An 18,201-nucleotide genomic window follows, 5' to 3' on the forward strand; every position below is an offset into this window, starting at 1 on the left:
ACGACCGCCACGGTCCCCGTCCCGGTGTGCGGCAGGCGTTCAGCGGCGGCGGACCGCCTTCTTCGTGGAGCACGACCGCCACGGTCCCCGTCCCGGTATGCGGCAGGCGTTCAGCGGCGGCGAACGGCCTCCTCGACCAGGTCGAGCACCGGACCCAGGTCGCCGGCGGGTCGGCCCATCGCCAGGTGCAGCACCAGGCCGTCGTAGGCCAGCTCCAGGAACTGGGCCAGCACGTCGATCGGTACGTCCTCGCGCAGCACCCCGGCGTCGCGCTGGCGGGCCAACCGGTCCCGGGTCGCCTCGGCGATCGCTGCCGACCGCTCCGCCCAGCGCTTGGCGAACGCCGGATCGGTGCGCAGCCGGCGGGAGACCTCCAGTTGGCTGCCCAGCCAGCCGGTGGTGTCGGGGGAGACCGCGCGGGCCAGCAGATCGCGCATCACCTGCACCAGACCGTTGCGGGCCACCGTCTCGACCATCGCGGCGGCGTCGTCCTCGGCGACGGCGAGAAAGAGCGAGTCCTTGTCCCGGAAGTGGTGGAAGATGGCGCCCCGGGACAGCCCGGTGGCCTCCTCGAGGCGACGGACAGTCGCCCCCTCGTAGCCGAGCCGCGCGAAACACGCCCGCGCGGCGGCGAGGATCTCCTGCCGGCGCGCGTCGAGCTGGTCCTGGCTTACTCTGGGCACACGTCGATCGTCGCAGGTCACCCCGGGCCATGCAAACCGTACGTACGGCTTGGTGCGGTGCCGTTTACCATCCTCCGGTGACCCCGCTGCACCCCACGCCCACCGCGGCGCTGACCGTCGCCACCGTCCAGGCCACCCCCGTCCCCGGTGACGTCGCCGGCAACGCGGCGGCGGCGGCCGAGCTGGTCCGTCACGCCGCCGGCCAGGGCGCCCGCGTGGTCGTCCTCCCCGAGCTGTACCTGTGCGCGTACCACCCGCCGACCCTCGCCGTCGACCCGGTCGGCACCGACGTGGCTGTCGACCCGGCCGGGGTGGTCGTCGACGCCCGACTCGACCCGCTGCGCGACGCGGCGCGCACGGCCGGGAGCACCCTGGTGGTCGGGGCGGCGGCACGGCACCCGGACGGCCGGCGCACCATCGCCGCCCTGGTGGTCGACCGCGTCGGCACGATCCGGGTCGGGTACGACAAGCAGCAGTTGTGGGGCGACGAGCGCGAGCTGTTCACCCCCGGCGGTCGGGGCGCCACGCTGCTGGTCGACGACTGGCGGCTCGGGTTGGGCATCTGCTACGACGGCTGCTTCCCCGAGCACGGCCGCGCCGCCGCGCTCGACGGCGCGCACGCCTACCTGTGCCCCAGCGGCTACCTGGCCGGCTCCGAGCACCGCCGGGACCTGTACTACGCCGCGCGGGCCCTGGACAACACCATGTTCGTGGTCTTCGCCAACGCGGTCGGCGGCAGCGACCCGTGGCGGTTCAACGGCGGCGCGGCGATCTACGACCCGCAGGGACGTACGCTCGCCCGGGGCGCCGACGAGGGCACGGCGGTGCTGGTGGCGACCCTCGACCCGGCCGCGCTCGCGGACACCCGGTCGGCCCATTCGATGCTCGCCGATCTGCTGCCGGGCCAGGGCGGCCCACGGGTGTCGCTGACCGGTTGAGCCCACCGTCAGGTCGACGCCCGCGGGATCTGTTGGCGGACACGTCGGTCCCGTAGGGTGCCCGAGTGCCACTGCTCCTGCTGGACCTGGACAACACCCTGCTGGATCGGGCCGGGCCGTTCCGCCGCTGGGGTGAGCGCTTCCTGGACGGCATAGGTGCGCCCCCCACCGACATCGACTGGCTGCTCTCGATCGACGCCGACGGTCTGACCGACCGCTGGGATCTCGCCGACGCCATCCGGGACCGCTACGAGCTGCGTATCCCCTCGATCGACCTGGTGGAGGAGCTGCACGACGGGGTGGTGGAGCAGACCCGCCTCGATCCGCTGACCGCCTGCGCGCTGCGGATCGCCGACGACGCGGGTTGGGTGCCGGTGGTGGTCTGCAACGGCACCGTACGCGTCGAGGACGCCAAGATCCGACGTACCGGCCTGGATCGGTACGTCGCCGACTGGGTGATCTCCGAGGAGGCCGGGGTCAGCAAGCCCAACCCGCGGATCTTCGCGCTCGCCGCGCAGCGGGTCCGGATGCCGCTGCGCGGCGCCTGGGTGGTCGGCGACAGCCCGGAGGCGGACATCGGCGGCGCCGCGGCCGTCGGATTGCCCAGCGTCTGGCTGCACCGGGGACGGACCTGGTCGGACGTCCGGTTCGCGCCGAGCCGCACGGTGGACGGGCTGATCGCCGCGGTCGCCACGGTGCTCGCTAGCTGACGGGGTTCGCCGCCGCCGGACGCGGCGTGCACCCGGCCGTTGCAGCGGCCGCGCTAATTCGATTGACCCGCCGTCGGGGCGACGGCAGCATGGGCGGCGCATCGTGCACCCGGGCGTGCGCCCGGTCGAGGAGAGGGGGTCGGTCATGGCCGTCTTCGCAGGTCGCTTCCAGCTGCCTAACTCAGCCTCGACCAAGGGAACCTCACCACAGTGCGCGATCATGACCTGCCGGCGCTGGAGCGCCGCAGCCGCGGCAAGAGCCGCTTCGACGACGACGAACCGCAGTTTCTGAAGCGCGGGCGGCCCACCGAGCCGCCCGCCGACCCCGACGGCGAACCCGACCCGGCCACCGGCGAACGCTGGTCGTCGTGGGACGACGCCGTGCACGGCCCCGAGCCGCACCCGCAGTGGCTGATCACCGAGCTGGCCGCCAAGGACACCGAACTGGGTGTGCTCAAGACCGGCAAGGAGGCGGACGTCCACCTGGTCCGCCGTGCGGTACCGGACACGGACCGATCCTGCCTGCTGGCCGTCAAGCGATACCGGGACGCCGAGCACCGGCTGTTCCACCGTGATGCCGGCTACCTGGAGGGGCGCCGGGTGCGGCGGTCCCGGGAAAACCGGGCGATGGCCGGCCGGACGGCCTTCGGCCGGCAGATGATCGCCGGGCAGTGGGCGGCGGCCGAGTTCGCCGCGCTGGCCCGGCTCTGGGAGATCGGCGCCGGTTACGACCGGATCGCCGTGCCGTACCCCGTGCAGTTGCGGGGCACCGAACTGATGTTGGAGTTCGTCGGCGACGCCGAGTCGGGGCTTGCCGCGCCTCGGCTGGCCCAGCTCCGGCCCGGCACGGCGGAGCTGCGCGACCTGTGGGGCCAGCTTGTCGAGGCGCTGCGCGTGCTGGCTCGGGCCGGCTACGCGCACGGCGACCTGTCGCCGTACAACCTGCTCGTGCACTCCGGGCGGCTGGTCGTGATCGATCTGCCGCAGGTGGTCGACGTGGTGGCGAACCCGCAGGGTCCCGAGTTCCTGGCCCGCGACGTGCGGGTGGTCAGCGCGTGGTTCGTGGCCCGGGGGCTGAGCGCCGAGCAGGTCGACCCCGGCGCACTGACGGGGGAGCTGCTGCGGGAGGCGGGCATCCGCTGAGCGGAGCGGGTCGGGCTGCCCGAGCGGCTGCCCGACCCACTCCCACCGGTCACTGCAGGTAGCGCTCGACCTCGGGCTTGGGGCGTTCGCCCTGGGAGTCCGGGTCGCCGTGGGTCTCTCGGGCGGCCCGACGGCGGCGCAGCAGGTCCCAGCACTGGTCGAGGGACTCCTCCAGCGCGCGGAGCCGCTCGCTGGCCTCCCCCTCGGTGCCCGACTCGTGGGCCTGGGCGTCCGCGCGCAGCCGGTGTTCCTCGTCGACCAGCTCGGAGATCCGGTTCAGGATGGTCTTGTCGTCCATGCCACAGAGCCTGGCACAGGGTGCCCGGCATCGCCCGGATTCGCAGGTACCGGTGCGTCCTGGCTCACACGCGCCGCCCGCCCTCTGGGATCGCACGGGTGCGACCCGGTGGGTGGCTCCGCTGGGCGTGCGGCCCCCGGGCCCGCCGTCCCGCGGGCCCTCCGGTGTCCGCGACCCCAACCGGTACGGGTGCGACCTGCACCGGTGCCACATCCTGACAATCCACTCAGGACCCGAGCCCGCCATGGACATCGATGTTCATCGGGCGCGTCGGTGGAATCTCACCGGTCACAGGTCTAGAGGTGCCCCCGATTTGGTGAGATGCTTCCGTCGCCCAGAAGGTGAAAGTTCCACAGTCCCGTCCGGCCGAAGTGGACAACCCAGGCCGGCGGAACGACGAGGAGACGTTGCATGTCCCAGGTGTCCGATGCCGGCCCCGCCCCCGTCAGCACCGAACCCCGGAAGATTCCGCTCCGTCGCGCCCTGCCCGCGCTGATCCGCGACCCGCTCGGCGCGCTGGTCGGCTTCGCGGACGCCGCCGGCGGTGAGGTCGTCCGGCTGAACCTCGGCTCGTTCCGCCCCTACCTCGTCAGTCACCCGGAGCACCTGCAACGCGTCCTGAGGGACAACGTTGCCAACTACACCCGCGACGGCGACGGCCTGTTGTGGCGTCCGGTCCGCCGGATCGTCGGCGACGCCATCCTGGTCGCCGAGGGCGAGATCTGGGAGTCCAGCCGCGGCGCGCTGCAACCGCTGTTCACCGCGAAGCGGGCCGAGACGCTCGTGGACCGGATGGCCGAGGCGATCAACGAGGCCGTCGACGAGTGGCTCGAACCCGCCCGCGACGGCCGCCCGATCGACGGCGGCGGCGAGCTGACCCGGATCGTGCTGCGGACCACCATGCGGGTCCTCTTCGCCGACCGCATCTCGGTGCCGGACGCGCTGCGGATCAGCGCCGCGCTGGACACCGTCACCACCGCGATGCTTCCGCGCCTGCTGGTGCCCTTCGTGCCGTACGCGGTGCCGATGCCCGGCGACCGACGCTTCGCCGAGGCCGTGCGGACCATCGACGAGGTGGTGCTGCCGATCATCCGGGAGGCCCGGGCCCGGCCCACCGACGGCGACGACATCATCTCCACCCTCTGTCGACCGCGCGCCGACGGCAGCGAACCCGACGAGTACGCGATCCGCGGCGACGTGGTCGCGATGTTCTCCACCGCCACCGAGACCACCATCGCCCTGCTCTCCTGGCTGTGGCCCGTGCTGGCCTCCCGACCCGACGTGGCCGAGCGGATGACCGACGAGATCGAGCAGGTCGTCGGCGCGGAACGGGTCGGCCGCGAGCACCTGCCGCAGCTGCGCTACGGCCGCATGGTGCTCGACGAGATGCTGCGGCTCTACCCGGCCGGCTGGATGATCCCCCGCACCGCGGTGCGCGACGACGTGCTGGGCGGTGTGCGGATCAAGGCCGGTGGCACCGTACTGGTCAGCCCGTACGTCACCCAGCGGATGTCGACGTTCTGGGACGACCCGACGCTGTTCGACCCGGAGCGCTTCGCGCCGGAGAAGCCCCGGCGGCGCTACCGCTACTCGTACTTCCCGTTCGGCGGTGGCCCGCACCAGTGCCTCGGTCAGTACCTGTTCCTGCTGGAGGCCCAGCTCATCGTCAGCACCGTGCTGAGCCGTTACCGCTTCCGACTGCGCGAGCCCGTCGGCCTGACACCCCGGCTCGGTGCCTCGCTGCAACCCAAGCAGCGGGCCGAGCTGATCCTCACTCCGGTCGAGCGGCCGGTCGCGTCGTGACCGGGGCGCCGTGGCCGGTGCAGGCCGGGCCCGACGCGGTAGCCGAGCAGGGCCGGGTGTGCGCGCTCGCCGTCCGTGGCGTCCGCGACCTGCAGGGCGTCACCGCTGCCCACCCCGAACTCTTCGACGCCGCGCCGTTCGACGCCGCGCTGCTCAGCTCGGTGGCCACCGCTATCGCGTTCACCGCGCCGTGGCACACCGCCGCCGAACTGCGGATCACCACCCGTACCCTGCTCTGGGTCTTCGCCGCCGACTGGCAGGTCGACTACCTGGCCCGGTCCGCCGACGACGTCCGGGCGATCGTGACCGACTGCCTGGCGGTGGCCGACGGAGCCGCGCCGCCGCCGGGCCGGCACCTGGCGCGGCTGCTGGCCGACCTGCGCGACGAGTTGACGACCGTCCCGGCGTTCGGCCGGCTGCGCCCGATCTGGCGCGACGAGCTGGCGCGGATGCTCGCCGCCGTGTCGCGCGAGTGGGACTGGAAGAACCTGCCGACCGACCCGACCACCGGGCGGCGCCTGCCGGACCTGGACCGCTATCTGGACAACGCGGACAACCTCGCCTGCTCCTTCGTCAACGTCACGCACTGGATCGCCACCGGCGACGAGCGGACCCTCGCCCAGTTGACCGACCTGCTGGACGCCGGACGTGGCGTGCAGCGGGTGCTGCGACTGGTGAACGACCTCGCCACGCACGGGCGGGACGCCGAGTGGGGCGACCTGAACGCCCTGCTGCTGGTCGACGACCCGGCGCGGGTGCACACCCGGCTCGCCGAGCTGACCACCCGGTCCCGCGGCGACCTGGCCGCCCTCGCCGAACGCTGCCCCCGCCAGGCGGACTACCTGCACCGGCAGATCTCCTTCACGGGTGGCTTCTACCAGCTGTCGGACTTCTGGGGGGCGCGCGATGAGTGAGGGCTCCCCGCGCGTACTGGTCGAGCCGGCCACCGACGCCGCGCGCGAGCTGATCGCCGGCCTCGCGCTGCGACAGTGGGGGCAGGTCGCCCCCTCGGTGTACGAGAGCGGTCGGCTCGTTGCCGGTGCGCCCTGGCTGCCGGGGCACCACCAGCGGATCGGGTTCCTGCTGCGCGAGCAGCGCCCGGACGGCGCGTGGGGCCCACCCGAGGGGTACGCCCTGGTGCCCACGCTCAGCGCCACCGACGCTCTGCTCGCCGCGCTGGCCGACGGCGGATGGTCCGGGACGGACCTGCTCGCCCCGGTGGCGCGCGGGCTGGCCGCGCTCGCCGGCCGACTGCTCACCACGCACGCGCGGGCGTTGCCGGACACCCCGGCGCTGGACCTCATCGTCCCGGCGCTCGTCGAGTCGATCAACGACCGGCTGACCCGGCTGGACCGGGCGACCGCCGACCGGCTGCCCCACCCGCCGCTGAGCCTGCCACCGGGGCTCGGCCCGGACCGGTTGCGCGCGGTGCGGGCCGCGGTGGCCGCCGGGGCGCCGCTGCCGACCAAGCTGGCCCACTTCTACGAGCTGCTGGACGCGACACCTGCCGACGCCGGGCCGACCCTCACCGCCGTCGGCGCCTCGCCGGCGGCGACCGCCGCCTGGCTGACCGCCGCCGGCCCGGACGCCGGCCCCGCCGCGCACGCCTTCCTGCGGCAGCTGATCCGCGAGGGTGACGGACCGGTGCCCTGTCCGACCCCGATCACCGTGTTCGAGCGGGCCTGGGTGCTCAGCGGGCTGCGTCGCGCCGGTGTCGCGGTCAACCCGCCGGCCACCGTGCTGCGCACCCTGGCCACCGCCACCGCCGCCGAGGGCGTCGCCACCGGCGAGGGCCTGCCGACCGACGCCGACACCACATCGGTCACGCTCGACGCGCTCGCCCGACTCGGCCACCCCGCCGACCCGGCCAGCCTCTGGGCGTACGAGACGGCGGACGGTTTCTGCACCTGGCCGGGGAGCGAGGACGGCTTCTCGGTCACCACCAACGCGCACGTGCTGGACGCGTTCGGCCAGCACGTGGCCGCGTACCCCGGCGCGGACCCGCGCTACCACCGGACGGTCGAGCGGCTCAGCGCCGTGCTGCCCGCACACCAGCTCGCCGACGGCCCGTGGCAGGACCGGTGGCACGCCTCGCCGTACTACGCCACGGCCTGCTGCGTGCTGGCGCTGGCGGAGTTCGGTAGAGGCGGCGTGGCGGCCGAGGCGGTGGACCGGGCGGCCCGCTGGGTGCTGGACAGTCAACGCGCCGACGGCTCGTGGGGGCGGTGGGGCGGCACGGTCGAGGAGACCGCGTACGCCCTGCAGGTGCTGCTGGCCGCACCGACCGGGGCGCCCCGGGTCGACGACGCGGTGGCGCGCGGCCACGCCTACCTGCACCTGCCGTCCGGCCGGACCGACCGTCCACTGTGGTACGGCAAGGAGCTGTACTGTCCTACTGCGATCGTCCGTGCGGCGGTGCTCGCAGCCTGCCGTCTGGCGTCCGTCCATCTGGCGGATGCCGACCGTTCGGTGGTGGATTGTGGTTACCCGGCAACAAAAACAACAACTTGAGGGGTTGTGTGGACACTGCTAGCGTACGCAGAGCCTCAGCCCCGTACGCCCCGCTGTGGCGGGACGTCGTCTTTCATGATCACCCGTTGATGAGCTGAGTCAACCCCGGCCTGGGACGGTTCAATGCGTTCTCGCGGTACGAGTATCCGCACCAAGGTTGTCGCCCTGCTGCTCTCCCTGGTCGCGCTCTGGATGTTCGCGGCATGGGTGACCCTGCGGGACGGCTTCAACCTGCTCGGTGTCCAGCTGCTCAACAGCAAGGTCTACACGCCCAGTGAGCCGCTGCTGCAGGAGCTCCAGTTGGAGCGGCGGCTGACCCAGGCGTACCTGAGCAACCCCGACGCCGAGCAGCGCGCGACGCTGGAGGCCGAGCAGCGCAAGGCCGCGCAGTTGGCCGAGGACTTCGCCGACTCGGTCCGCAACTGGCAGGTCGACGTGGCCGGCAGCTCGGCGCTCGACGCCCAGCTGGACGCCACGATCGTGCAGATCGACGGCCTGAAGCAGACCCGCGCCGACGTGCTCGCCCGCAAGGTGGACCGGATCTCCGCCGCCGACGCCTACACCGGCGCCATCGGATCGATCTTCCGGATCTACGACGTCACCGGCGGCCTGGACGACAAGGAGATCGCCGCCGACGCGGCGGCCCTGATCCAGCTCAACCGGATGAAGGAGCTGATCTCCCAGGAGGACGCGCTGCTCAGCGGCCTCTTCGGCAACGGCCGGATGAGTGGCCCGGAGTACGCCCGCTACGTCAGCCTGGTCGGTGCCGAACGCTTCCTCGGCGAGGAGACCCGGACCCGGCTCGCCGACGCCGACGAGCGCCGTTACCGGCAGCTCGTCGGGGGCGAGGCGTTCACCCGGCTGCGCGCCGTGCAGGACAGCATCATCCGCGAGGGCCGGCCGGCCACCCAGCTGCCGGTCAGCGCCGAGCAGTGGCGCGGCACCGTCGAGCCGGCGCTGGCCGAGGTGAACGACGCGGTCACCGACGGCGGCGAGGGCATCGTCGGCCGGGCCACCGGCGTGGCCGTGATGGTGGTCGTCCGGCTGGTGCTCGCCACCGGCCTGGGCCTGCTCGCCGTCATCGCCTCGGTCGTCGTCTCCATCACCACGGCCCGGACCCTCCTGCGCCAGCTCGAACGGCTGCGCCAGGCCGCCTGGCAGCTCGCCGACGAGCGGCTGCCGCGGGTGGTCGAGCGGCTCGGTCGCGGCGAGGAGGTCGACGTCGCCACCGAGGCGCCCCCGCTGGAGTTCGGCACCGACGAGATCGGCCAGGTCGGCAAGGCGTTCAACGCCGTCCAGGAGACGGCCCTGAGCACCGCTGTCGAGCAGGCCGAGCTGCGCCGCAACGTCCGCGACGTGTTCCTCAGCCTGGCCCGGCGTACGCAGGCCCTGGTGCACCGCCAGCTCACCCTGCTCGACGCCATGGAGCGCCGTGAGCACGACGCGGAGGAGTTGGAGGACCTGTTCCGGGTCGACCACCTGGCCACGCGGATGCGGCGTAACGCGGAGAACCTGATCGTGCTGTCCGGCTCCACCCCGGGCCGGGCGTGGCGGCGCAACGTCCCCATGGTGGACGTGGTGCGCGGCGCGGTCGCCGAGGTGGAGGACTACACCCGGGTCAACGTGCTGCCGCTCGGGCCCGTCTCACTCGCCGGCCGCGCGGTCGGCGACATCATCCACCTGCTCGCCGAGCTGATCGAGAACGGCCTGTCGTTCTCACCGCCGCACACCACAGTCGAGGTCCGTGGCCAGCTCGTGGCCAACGGGTTCGCCATCGAGATCGAGGACCGGGGCCTCGGCATGAGCGAGGAGGACCTGGCCGCGGCGAACCACCGCATCGTCGACCAGTCCGAGCTGAACCTCGCCAACGCCGCCCGGCTCGGCCTCTACGTGGTGAGCCGGCTGACCGAGCGGCACGGCGTGCGGGTCCGGCTCAAGGAATCGGCGTACGGCGGCACGACCGCGGTCGTGCTCATTCCGTTGGAGCTGGTCACCGCGAACGGGACCGACCCGGAGGACTCCGGCGCTCTTCCCGCCGGGCCGACTGCCATCGCCTTGCCGTCGGGGCCGTCCGCCGCCGGTCCCGCCGACGGCGGCCGTTCCGCCAGCCTCTCGTCGGTCGCGGTGGCCGCCGCGGCGACGGACACGAGCGCTCCGGGCCCGGCAACGCCGGTGACCCCCCTCGCCCCGGTGCTGCCCGAGAACAGCACCCCGACCGAGCAGCAGGTGGACGGGACCGACAGCGAGGTCGTACTCCCCACCCGGCAGCGGACGACCCTGGGCGCCCCGGCGGCGGAGCTGCCCACCCGGGCCCGGCGTGGCCTCGGCCAGCCCGCCCTGGAGGGCCCGACGGTGCCCACCGGCCTTCCCGCGGTGGACCGGGTCGGCCCGAGCGGTGGCGGCAGCGAGCCGGCCGGCGACGGCGGGCCGACCCCGGCGCCCGCCGAGACGGACCGGACCGACTCGGGCCTGCCGGTCCGCGTCCGCCAGGCGAACATCGTTCCCGAGCTGCGCGACGACCCGGCGGCAACCGAGTCCGACGAGGAGGACGTGGCACGGCCGCCGGAGCAGGTACGCCGGATGATGAGCTCGTATCAGACCGGCACCCGGCGCGGTCGGACCGACGCGGCGCGACTGCTCGGTGGCGCGTCCGACGCCTCGGCGAGCGGCACGCCCGAGCCGACCGACGAGGAACCACAAGCCACCTGACCGAGCACCGGTGCTGCGGGTTCCCGCGCGGTGTGACGGTCAAGCCCAAGACGAATACGGCGCAACTGCCGGGCGAGAAGAGGACGACGAAGTGGCCCAGAAGACGGCTTCGAGTGCCGACCTGACGTGGTTGCTGGATGATCTGGTGGGCCGGGTGAAGCAGGCCGAGCATGCGGTCGCGCTCTCCACCGACGGGCTGTTGATGGCTTCCTCGCAGGGGTTGAGCCGCGACGACGGTGAGCACCTCGCGGCGATGGCGGCCGGCATCCAGAGCCTGGCCCGGGGTGCCGGCAAGCGCTTCGGCGGCGGGCAGGTGCAGCAGACCATCATCGAGATGCAGTCGTCGTTCCTGTTCGTCACGGCCGCCGGCCGCAACGCCTGCCTGGCGGTTCTCGCCAGCGAGGACGCCGACGTCGGTCTCATCGCGTACGAGATGGCGATGCTCGTCACCCGGGTCGGCAAGTACGTGGCCTCCCCGTCGCGGGGCGCCGAACAGTCGGCTGGCGAGAGGTAACGGCCATGACGGTGCAGGGGGAGTCCGCAGAGCATCAGTGGGTGGATGACCATGCGGGCCCGGTGGTGCGCCCGTACGCGGTGACACGCGGGCGTGCCCGCCCGGTCACCGGCACGTTCGACCTGATCTCCCTGGTCACTGCGACCCGAGCCGACGTGACGCCGGAGGTGGGTCTCGGTCCCGAGCACCTGGCGATCGTCGGCCTGTGCCAGCGAATACAGTCCGTCGCCGAGATCGCCGCCCACCTCGACCTTCCGGTGGGGACCATCCGGGTGCTCCTCGGCGACCTGGCGGCCCGCAACCTCGTGCAGGTACGCGAACCCCAGACCACGGCCGGTCTTCCCGACAACAGCATCTTCGAGGCGGTAATCAATGGACTACGGGCACTCTGACCGGCCGGCGGGAGCGACGCCACTGCCCACCGCGATCAAGATCCTGGTCGCCGGTGGCTTCGGCGTGGGCAAGACCACAATGGTCGGCGCGGTGAGCGAGACCCGGCCGTTGCGCACCGAGGAGGTGCTGACCGAGACCGGCGTCGGCATCGACGACCTGTCCGGGGTGGAGGGTAAGACCACCACCACCGTGGCGATGGACTTCGGTCGGATCACCATCAGCGACGACCTGGTGCTCTACCTGTTCGGCACACCCGGGCAGGACCGGTTCTGGTTCGTCTGGGACGAGCTGGCGCTGGGCGCGATCGGCGCGGTGGTGCTGGCCGACACGCGCCGACTGGCCGACTGCTTCCCGTCGATCGACTACTTCGAGGGTCGGGGCACCCCGTTCGTCGTTGCGGTGAACTGCTTCGAGGGTGCCCGCAAGTACCGGCTCGACGAGGTGCAGACCGCGCTGAACCTGGACCCGGGCGTGCCGGTGCTGCTCTGCGACGCCCGCCAGCGCGAATCCAGCAAGGAGGTGCTCGTGACCCTCATGGAACACGCCATGAAGACCCGCGAGGCCCGCCGGCGGGCTGCCGGCACGGACTGACGGAGTTTTTTCGGGGAGGCTGTCCGGAACGGCTGCGCCCGTTCGTCATGCTGGCGACACCCGGACACACGAGGGAGCGCCAGATGAAGTTCATGATGTTCGTCTGCACCGACACCGCACCGGACACGGACCCGACCGAGCTGCCCGACATCCACAAGTGGGTGGCGGAGAACGACTCCCGTGGCCGACGCCTCACCGGCAACGTGCTGGCGCCGACCAGCGCCGCCACCATGGTCCGCGTCCGCGACGGCGAGCTGCTCGTCTCCGAGGGGCCGTTCGCCGAGACCACTGAGGTCATCGTGGGATTCGACCTGCTCGACTGCGCCGACCTCGACGAGGCGATCGAAGTGGCGCGCACCCACCCGATGGCGCGGGAGGGGCGGCTCGAACTGCGCCCGTACGCGGACCTGTCCGCCTGATCGGATGAGCCGCACCGACACCACCAGCGGTGCGCCCGACAGCGTCGGCGCGGCCGCGGCGGCGCAGGCCGTCGCGGCCGCCGGCGCGGACGCGTACCCCCGGATCGTCGCGACCCTGATCCGACTGACCGGGGACTGGGCGTTGGCCGAGGACTGCGCGCAGGAGGCGCTCGCTGTCGCGCTGGAACGCTGGCCCGGCGACGGTGTGCCGGGGAACCCGGGCGGCTGGCTGCTGACCGTGGCCCGCAACCGGGCGATCGACGTGCTGCGCCGGACCGCCGTCGAGCGCCGCAAGCTGCACGAACTGGCGGTGCTCGCGCCGGACGACGCGTGGCCCGAGACCCCGGCGGGAAGGGACGTGGTGGACGACCGGCTGCGGCTCATCTTCACCTGCTGCCATCCCGCGCTCGCGATCGAGGCGCGGGTGGCGTTGACCCTGCGGACCGTCTGCGGGGTGTCGACCGCCGACATCGCCCGGCTCCTGCTGGTCAGCGAGTCGACGATGACCCGCCGGCTGACCCGCGCCCGGACCCGCATCGCGCAGGCCGGGATCCCGTACCGGGTGCCGAGCGGGCCGGCGCTGGCCGAACGGCTGCCCGGCGTCCTCGCCGTGCTGTACCTGCTGTTCACCCGGGGCTACGTCGTCGACGGCGAGCCGGCCTTCGCCGACGAGGCGGTCCGGCTGGCCCGGCTGCTCGAGGTGTTGATGCCGGAGCAGTCCGAGGTCGCCGCGTTGCTGGCGCTGCTGCTGTTCCAGCACTCCCGCCGGGACGCCCGTCGGGACGCCGCAGGCGACCTGCTCACCCTTGAGCGCCAGGATCGGGCGCGCTGGGACCATGCGGCCATCGCCGAGGGCCGGGCCGCCCTTGCCCGGGTACGCGATGACGGGCCGTACGCGTGGCAGGCCCGGATCGCCGCCTGCCACGCCACCGCGCCGTCCGCCGACGACACCGACTGGCCGACGATCGCGCGGGCCTATGACGCGCTTGCCGACATCCGGGCCTCGCCGGTGGTCGCGCTCAACCGCGCCGTCGCGCACGGCTACGCGTACGGGCCGTACGCCGGGTTGGGCGTGCTCGACGCGGCGCAGGCCGGGGGAGGGTTGGACGGCAACCCGCTCGCCGTGGCGGTACGGGCCGATCTGGTCGCCCGGCAGGGTGACCGGCCGCGGGCCGCCGCGCTGTTCCGGGAGGCCGCGGCTGCGGTCGACTCGGCCGCCGAGCGCCGTGCGTTGCTCGACCGGGCGGACGAACTCACCCGGTAGGACGGGTGGGGGTCAGCCGCGCCTGCCCCGCACCAGGAAGCGGGTCCAGGCCCCCCGGGCCGGTTCGGCCGGTGCCATGGAGCCACGGGACGCCGAGATCTTGGACAGTTTCCGTTCGCCTCGAACGGAAACTGTCCAAGATCTCGTGGTTGGCGCGCTGGGGCGGCGGGAAGACGACGCAGGCTCCCTTCCGCTTCTGCGGAAAGGAGCCTGGCGCGCGTCGGTACGTCAGTTGGCGATCATGCGGCGCAGCACGTACTGCAGGATGCCGCCGTGGCGGTAGTAGTCCGCCTCACCCGGGGTGTCGATCCGCACCACTGCCTCGAACTCCACGCCGGTGTCGGTCGTGACCGTCACCGTGCGCGGGGTGTCGCCGTCGTTCAGGGCCGTCACACCGGTGATGGTGAACATCTCGGTGCCGGTCAGGCCGAGCGACTCGGCGGTGACGTCCACCGGGAACTGCAGCGGCAGCACGCCCATGCCGATGAGGTTGGAGCGGTGGATCCGCTCGTACGACTCGGCGATGACCGCCCGGACGCCCAGCAGCATCGTGCCCTTGGCCGCCCAGTCCCGCGACGAGCCCGACCCGTACTCCTTGCCGGCCAGGATGACCAGCGGGATGCCGGCCTCCTGGTAGGCAATCGAGGCGTCGTAGATGGAGGTCTGCTCGCCGGTGAGGTGGTTGACGGTGAAGCCGCCCTCCACACCGGGCACCAGCTGGTTGCGCAGCCGGATGTTGGCGAACGTGCCCCGGATCATCACCTCGTGGTTGCCCCGGCGGGAGCCGTACGAGTTGAACTCGTGGCGCGGCACACCGTGCTCGGCGAGGTACGTGCCGGCCGGCGAGTCGGCCTTGATCGCGCCGGCCGGCGAGATGTGGTCGGTGGTCACCGAGTCACCCAGCTTGGCCAGCACGCGCGCGCCCGAGATGTCGACGACAGGGCTCGGCTCCTGCTGCATGCCCTCGAAGTACGGGGGCTTGCGCACGTAGGTCGAGTCGCTGGCCCAGGCGAACGTGTCGCCGGTCGGGGTGGGCAGCGACTGCCACCGCTCGTCACCGGCGAAGACGTCGGCGTACGCGGCGCTGAACCCGGTCGCGCCGATCGCCTGGGCGATGACGTCCTGGATCTCGGCGCTGTTCGGCCAGATCTCCCGCAGGAAGACCGGGTTGCCGTCGCTGTCCTCACCGATCGGCTCGTTGGCCAGGTCGATGTCCATCGTGCCGGCGAGGGCGTACGCCACCACCAGCGGCGGGGACGCCAGGTAGTTCATCTTGACGTCCGGGTTGATCCGGCCCTCGAAGTTCCGGTTGCCCGACAGCACCGAGACGACCGACAGGTCGTGCTCGTTGACCGCGGCAGACACCTCCTCGGGCAGCGGGCCCGAGTTGCCGATGCAGGTGGTGCAGCCGTAACCGACCAGGTTGAAGCCGAGCTTGTCCAGGTACGGCGTCAGGCCGGCCCGCTCGTAGTAGTCCATGACTACCTTGGAGCCCGGCGCCAGGGTGGTCTTCACCCACGGCTTGCGGGTCAGGCCCTTCTCCACGGCGTTACGGGCCAGCAGGGCCGCGCCGATCATCACCTGCGGGTTGGACGTGTTGGTGCAGGAGGTGATGGCGGCGATCACCACTGCGCCGTGGTCCAGCTCGTACTCGACGCCGTCGGCGCCGGTGACCCGGACCGGGTTGGTGGCCCGGCCGCCCGCGCCCACCGCAGCGGTCTCCAGGTCGCGCGGCTCGTCGGCCGGGTCGCTGAAGTCGTTGGCCGGCGGGTCGCTGGCCGGGAAGGACTCGGCGCTGGCCTCGTCGGCCGGGCCGTTCGCGCCGCGCGGCAGCTCCTCGCGGGGCACACCCGGCTTGAGGTCACGCTCGACGGTGGAGTCGTCGGCGACGTAGTCGGTCAGCGCCGAGCGGAACAGCGTCTTGGCGGCACCCAGCGGCACCCGGTCCTGCGGGCGCTTCGGGCCGGCGAGCGACGGCTCGATGGAGCCCAGGTCCAGCTCCAGGCGCTCCGAGTAGGCCGGCTCCGCGTCCGGGTCGTGCCAGAGGCCCTGCTCCTTGGCGTACGCCTCGACGAGCGCGACCTGCGCGGCGTCGCGGCCGGTCAGCTCCAGGTAGCGGATCGTCTCGGAGTCGATCGGGAAGATCGCCACGGTGGAGCCGTACTCGGGCGACATGTTGCCGATGGTGGCGCGGTTGGCCAGCGGCACGGCGCTCACGCCGGGACCGTAGAACTCGACGAACTTGCCGACCACACCGTGCTTGCGCAGCATCTCGGTGATGGTCAGCACCAGGTCGGTGGCGGTGGTGCCGGCCGGCATCTCGCCGGACAGCTTGAAGCCCACCACGCGCGGGATCAGCATGCTGACCGGCTGGCCGAGCATCGCGGCCTCGGCCTCGATGCCGCCGACGCCCCAGCCCAGCACACCCAGGCCGTTGACCATCGTGGTGTGCGAGTCGGTGCCGACCACGGTGTCCGGGTACGCCTGGCCGTTGCGCTCCATGATGGTGCGGGCCAGGTACTCGATGTTGACCTGGTGCACGATGCCGGTGCCCGGCGGGACGACCTTGAACTCGTTGAACGCGGTCTGGCCCCAGCGCAGGAACTGGTAGCGCTCCCTGTTGCGCTCGTACTCCAGCTCGACGTTGCGGGCGAACGCGTCCTCGCGGCCGAACAGGTCGGCGATCACCGAGTGGTCGATGACCAGCTCGGCGGGGGCGAGGGGGTTGACCTTGGTGGCGTCGCCACCCAGCTCCCGTACGGCCTCGCGCATGGTGGCCAGGTCGACCACGCAGGGCACGCCTGTGAAGTCCTGCATGAGCACCCGCGCCGGGGTGAACTGGATCTCCACGCTCGGGTCGGCGGTGGGGTCCCACCCGCCGAGCTGCTCGATGTGGTCGGCGGTGATGTTCGCGCCGTCCTCGGTCCGCAGCAGGTTCTCCAGGAGGATCTTCAGGCTGTACGGCAGCCGCTCGTGGCCGTCCACCTTGTCGATCTTGAAAATCTCGTAGCTCGCGTCTCCGACGCGTAGCTGGGTCTTCGCACCGAAGGTGTCGAGGCTCGCCACGTCGTACTCCTTCACACCAGCGACCGTGAGTAGTCCTGAGCAGTCTGTCGCACCGGCCGGGGTGCCGCCGAGGTTAGGTGACACTTACCGCCGATTCCGCTCTTCAACAAAACCGTACGTCCGTCTTGCTAGTTACGCAACTCGACCAGGCGGTCCGCCCCACCACCTGATCCCTAGCCTCCTAGGACGGATAGGGGGAGCGCTCGGGGCCGCACAACCGCTCCCGGGCCCTCGTCGGAAGGCCGGTCGGGCGGGCCGCCGCGGGTAGGGTTCGAGGGTCCGGTCGGAGGAGGGTCAACCGTGTTCGACGTCCAGCACTGGCTCGTGTCGCTGCCGCCGATCGCGGTCTACCTGCTCGTCGCCGGGGTGATCGGCGTGGAGAGCATGGGCGTCCCGCTGCCCGGTGAGATCGTCCTGGTCAGCTCGGCCCTGCTCGCGGCCACCGGAGTCGTGGAGCCGGAGTGGGTGGCCACGGCCGCCGCCACCGGCGCGATCGTGGGCGACTCCATCGGGTACGCGGTGGGTCGGCGCGGTGGCCGTCCACTGCTGGCCCGGCTGGGCCGACGCTTCCCCCGCCATCTCGGCCCGGCCCAGCTCACCCGGGCCGAGCAGAGCTTCGCCCGGCATGGCGTCTGGGCGGTGTTCTTCGGCCGGTTCGTGGCGCTGCTGCGGATCCTGGCCGGCCCGCTCGCCGGGGCCCTGCACGTGCCGTACCGGCGGTTCCTACTGGCCAACGCCGCAGGCGGGCTGGTGTGGGCGTTCGGCACCACGTACCTGCTGTTCACCGTCGGCCGGGCCGCCGAGCACTGGCTCAAGGACATCTCCTGGGCCGGCCTGGTCCTCGCGGTGCTCGCCGGGCTGGCCAGCACATGGTGGCTACGCCGACGGGCCCACCGCGTGAGCGCCGCCGTGCCAACGCTGTCGGCAGACCCAACGCGGTCGGCAGACCCAATGCCATCGGCGGAGCCAACGCCGTCCGGGGAGACGGCCCGCTCCGGCGGCGGACCGCACATCTGAGAGCGCAGATCTTGGACAGTTTCCGTTAGCCGGGCGGGCTCAACCGGTGGTTGCAACACCCTTTCGTGATCGTCGTTGGGGTGGTTATGGCGTCGAGGTTGAGTCCGCTGGAGCGGGAGCAGATCGGGTTGGGTCGGGCTGC

At 72.4% G+C, this 18,201-nt stretch carries 16 protein-coding genes; 13 read left to right on the forward strand and 3 right to left on the reverse strand.

Features of this window, described 5'->3' with window-relative positions:
* Positions 1 to 110 precede the first annotated feature (110 nt).
* The gene (locus tag AB0B39_RS31610) at positions 111 to 683 is read right to left on the reverse strand and encodes a TetR/AcrR family transcriptional regulator (RefSeq protein ID WP_234591495.1); all 573 of its coding nucleotides are present in this window, start codon (positions 681 to 683) and stop codon (positions 111 to 113) included.
* Between the two features lie 77 nt (positions 684 to 760).
* Here AB0B39_RS31610 and AB0B39_RS31615 point away from each other — a divergent pair, with 77 nt between their 5' ends.
* The 3 genes from AB0B39_RS31615 to AB0B39_RS31625 all read left to right on the forward strand — a co-directional run bounded on the left by AB0B39_RS31615 (position 761) and on the right by AB0B39_RS31625 (position 3,474).
* Positions 761 to 1,621, forward strand: a complete 861-nt coding sequence (locus tag AB0B39_RS31615; RefSeq protein WP_357576116.1) for a carbon-nitrogen hydrolase family protein — start codon at positions 761 to 763, stop codon at positions 1,619 to 1,621.
* Between the two features lie 65 nt (positions 1,622 to 1,686).
* Positions 1,687 to 2,331, forward strand: a complete 645-nt coding sequence (locus AB0B39_RS31620) for an HAD family hydrolase (RefSeq protein ID WP_234591492.1) — start codon at positions 1,687 to 1,689, stop codon at positions 2,329 to 2,331.
* Between the two features lie 210 nt (positions 2,332 to 2,541).
* The gene (locus AB0B39_RS31625; RefSeq protein ID WP_357498914.1) at positions 2,542 to 3,474 is read left to right on the forward strand and encodes an RIO1 family regulatory kinase/ATPase; all 933 of its coding nucleotides are present in this window, start codon (positions 2,542 to 2,544) and stop codon (positions 3,472 to 3,474) included.
* A gap of 49 nt (positions 3,475 to 3,523) precedes the next feature.
* Here AB0B39_RS31625 and AB0B39_RS31630 read toward each other — a convergent pair whose 3' ends face one another.
* Positions 3,524 to 3,772, reverse strand: coding sequence for a DUF2630 family protein (locus tag AB0B39_RS31630; RefSeq protein WP_234591490.1), 249 nt, complete (start codon positions 3,770 to 3,772; stop codon positions 3,524 to 3,526).
* A gap of 465 nt (positions 3,773 to 4,237) precedes the next feature.
* On the opposite strand from AB0B39_RS31630, the gene AB0B39_RS31635 reads away from it, so the two are divergent.
* The 9 genes from AB0B39_RS31635 to AB0B39_RS31675 all read left to right on the forward strand — a co-directional run bounded on the left by AB0B39_RS31635 (position 4,238) and on the right by AB0B39_RS31675 (position 13,976).
* Positions 4,238 to 5,575, forward strand: coding sequence for a cytochrome P450 (locus AB0B39_RS31635; RefSeq protein ID WP_357498941.1), 1,338 nt, complete (start codon positions 4,238 to 4,240; stop codon positions 5,573 to 5,575).
* On the forward strand, positions 5,572 to 6,489 hold the full coding sequence (locus AB0B39_RS31640; protein ID WP_357498917.1) for a terpene synthase family protein: 918 nt from the start codon (positions 5,572 to 5,574) through the stop codon (positions 6,487 to 6,489). The genes AB0B39_RS31635 and AB0B39_RS31640 overlap by 4 nt, the downstream gene beginning before the upstream one ends.
* Positions 6,482 to 8,086, forward strand: coding sequence for a prenyltransferase/squalene oxidase repeat-containing protein (locus AB0B39_RS31645; protein ID WP_357576117.1), 1,605 nt, complete (start codon positions 6,482 to 6,484; stop codon positions 8,084 to 8,086). Before AB0B39_RS31640 ends, AB0B39_RS31645 begins: the two co-directional genes overlap by 8 nt.
* 123 nt (positions 8,087 to 8,209) lie before the next feature.
* Positions 8,210 to 10,795, forward strand: coding sequence for a nitrate- and nitrite sensing domain-containing protein (locus AB0B39_RS31650; protein WP_357576118.1), 2,586 nt, complete (start codon positions 8,210 to 8,212; stop codon positions 10,793 to 10,795).
* Between the two features lie 91 nt (positions 10,796 to 10,886).
* Positions 10,887 to 11,309 (forward strand): roadblock/LC7 domain-containing protein, encoded by a 423-nt coding sequence (locus tag AB0B39_RS31655; protein ID WP_234588217.1) that lies wholly within the window; start codon positions 10,887 to 10,889, stop codon positions 11,307 to 11,309.
* 5 nt (positions 11,310 to 11,314) lie between these two features.
* Positions 11,315 to 11,701, forward strand: a complete 387-nt coding sequence (locus AB0B39_RS31660; RefSeq protein ID WP_007462630.1) for a DUF742 domain-containing protein — start codon at positions 11,315 to 11,317, stop codon at positions 11,699 to 11,701.
* Complete coding sequence (locus AB0B39_RS31665) at positions 11,682 to 12,293, forward strand: ATP/GTP-binding protein (RefSeq protein ID WP_234588218.1); 612 nt, start codon at positions 11,682 to 11,684, stop codon at positions 12,291 to 12,293. The genes AB0B39_RS31660 and AB0B39_RS31665 overlap by 20 nt, the downstream gene beginning before the upstream one ends.
* Before the next feature lie 83 nt (positions 12,294 to 12,376).
* Positions 12,377 to 12,712: a YciI family protein gene (locus AB0B39_RS31670; RefSeq protein ID WP_234588219.1), complete on the forward strand. Its 336-nt coding sequence runs from the start codon at positions 12,377 to 12,379 to the stop codon at positions 12,710 to 12,712.
* Positions 12,713 to 12,716: 4 nt separating this feature from the next.
* Positions 12,717 to 13,976: a sigma-70 family RNA polymerase sigma factor gene (locus tag AB0B39_RS31675; protein WP_357576119.1), complete on the forward strand. Its 1,260-nt coding sequence runs from the start codon at positions 12,717 to 12,719 to the stop codon at positions 13,974 to 13,976.
* Between the two features lie 228 nt (positions 13,977 to 14,204).
* Here AB0B39_RS31675 and AB0B39_RS31680 read toward each other — a convergent pair whose 3' ends face one another.
* Positions 14,205 to 17,057 (reverse strand): aconitate hydratase, encoded by a 2,853-nt coding sequence (locus AB0B39_RS31680; protein ID WP_357576120.1) that lies wholly within the window; start codon positions 17,055 to 17,057, stop codon positions 14,205 to 14,207.
* Positions 17,058 to 17,342: 285 nt separating this feature from the next.
* Here AB0B39_RS31680 and AB0B39_RS31685 point away from each other — a divergent pair, with 285 nt between their 5' ends.
* Positions 17,343 to 18,059: a DedA family protein gene (locus tag AB0B39_RS31685; RefSeq protein ID WP_357498933.1), complete on the forward strand. Its 717-nt coding sequence runs from the start codon at positions 17,343 to 17,345 to the stop codon at positions 18,057 to 18,059.
* The last annotated feature ends 142 nt before the right edge of the window (positions 18,060 to 18,201 follow it).

Origin of the sequence: Micromonospora sp. NPDC049114 (assembly GCF_040648635.1) — a bacterium.
Taxonomy (GTDB): domain Bacteria; phylum Actinomycetota; class Actinomycetes; order Mycobacteriales; family Micromonosporaceae; genus Micromonospora.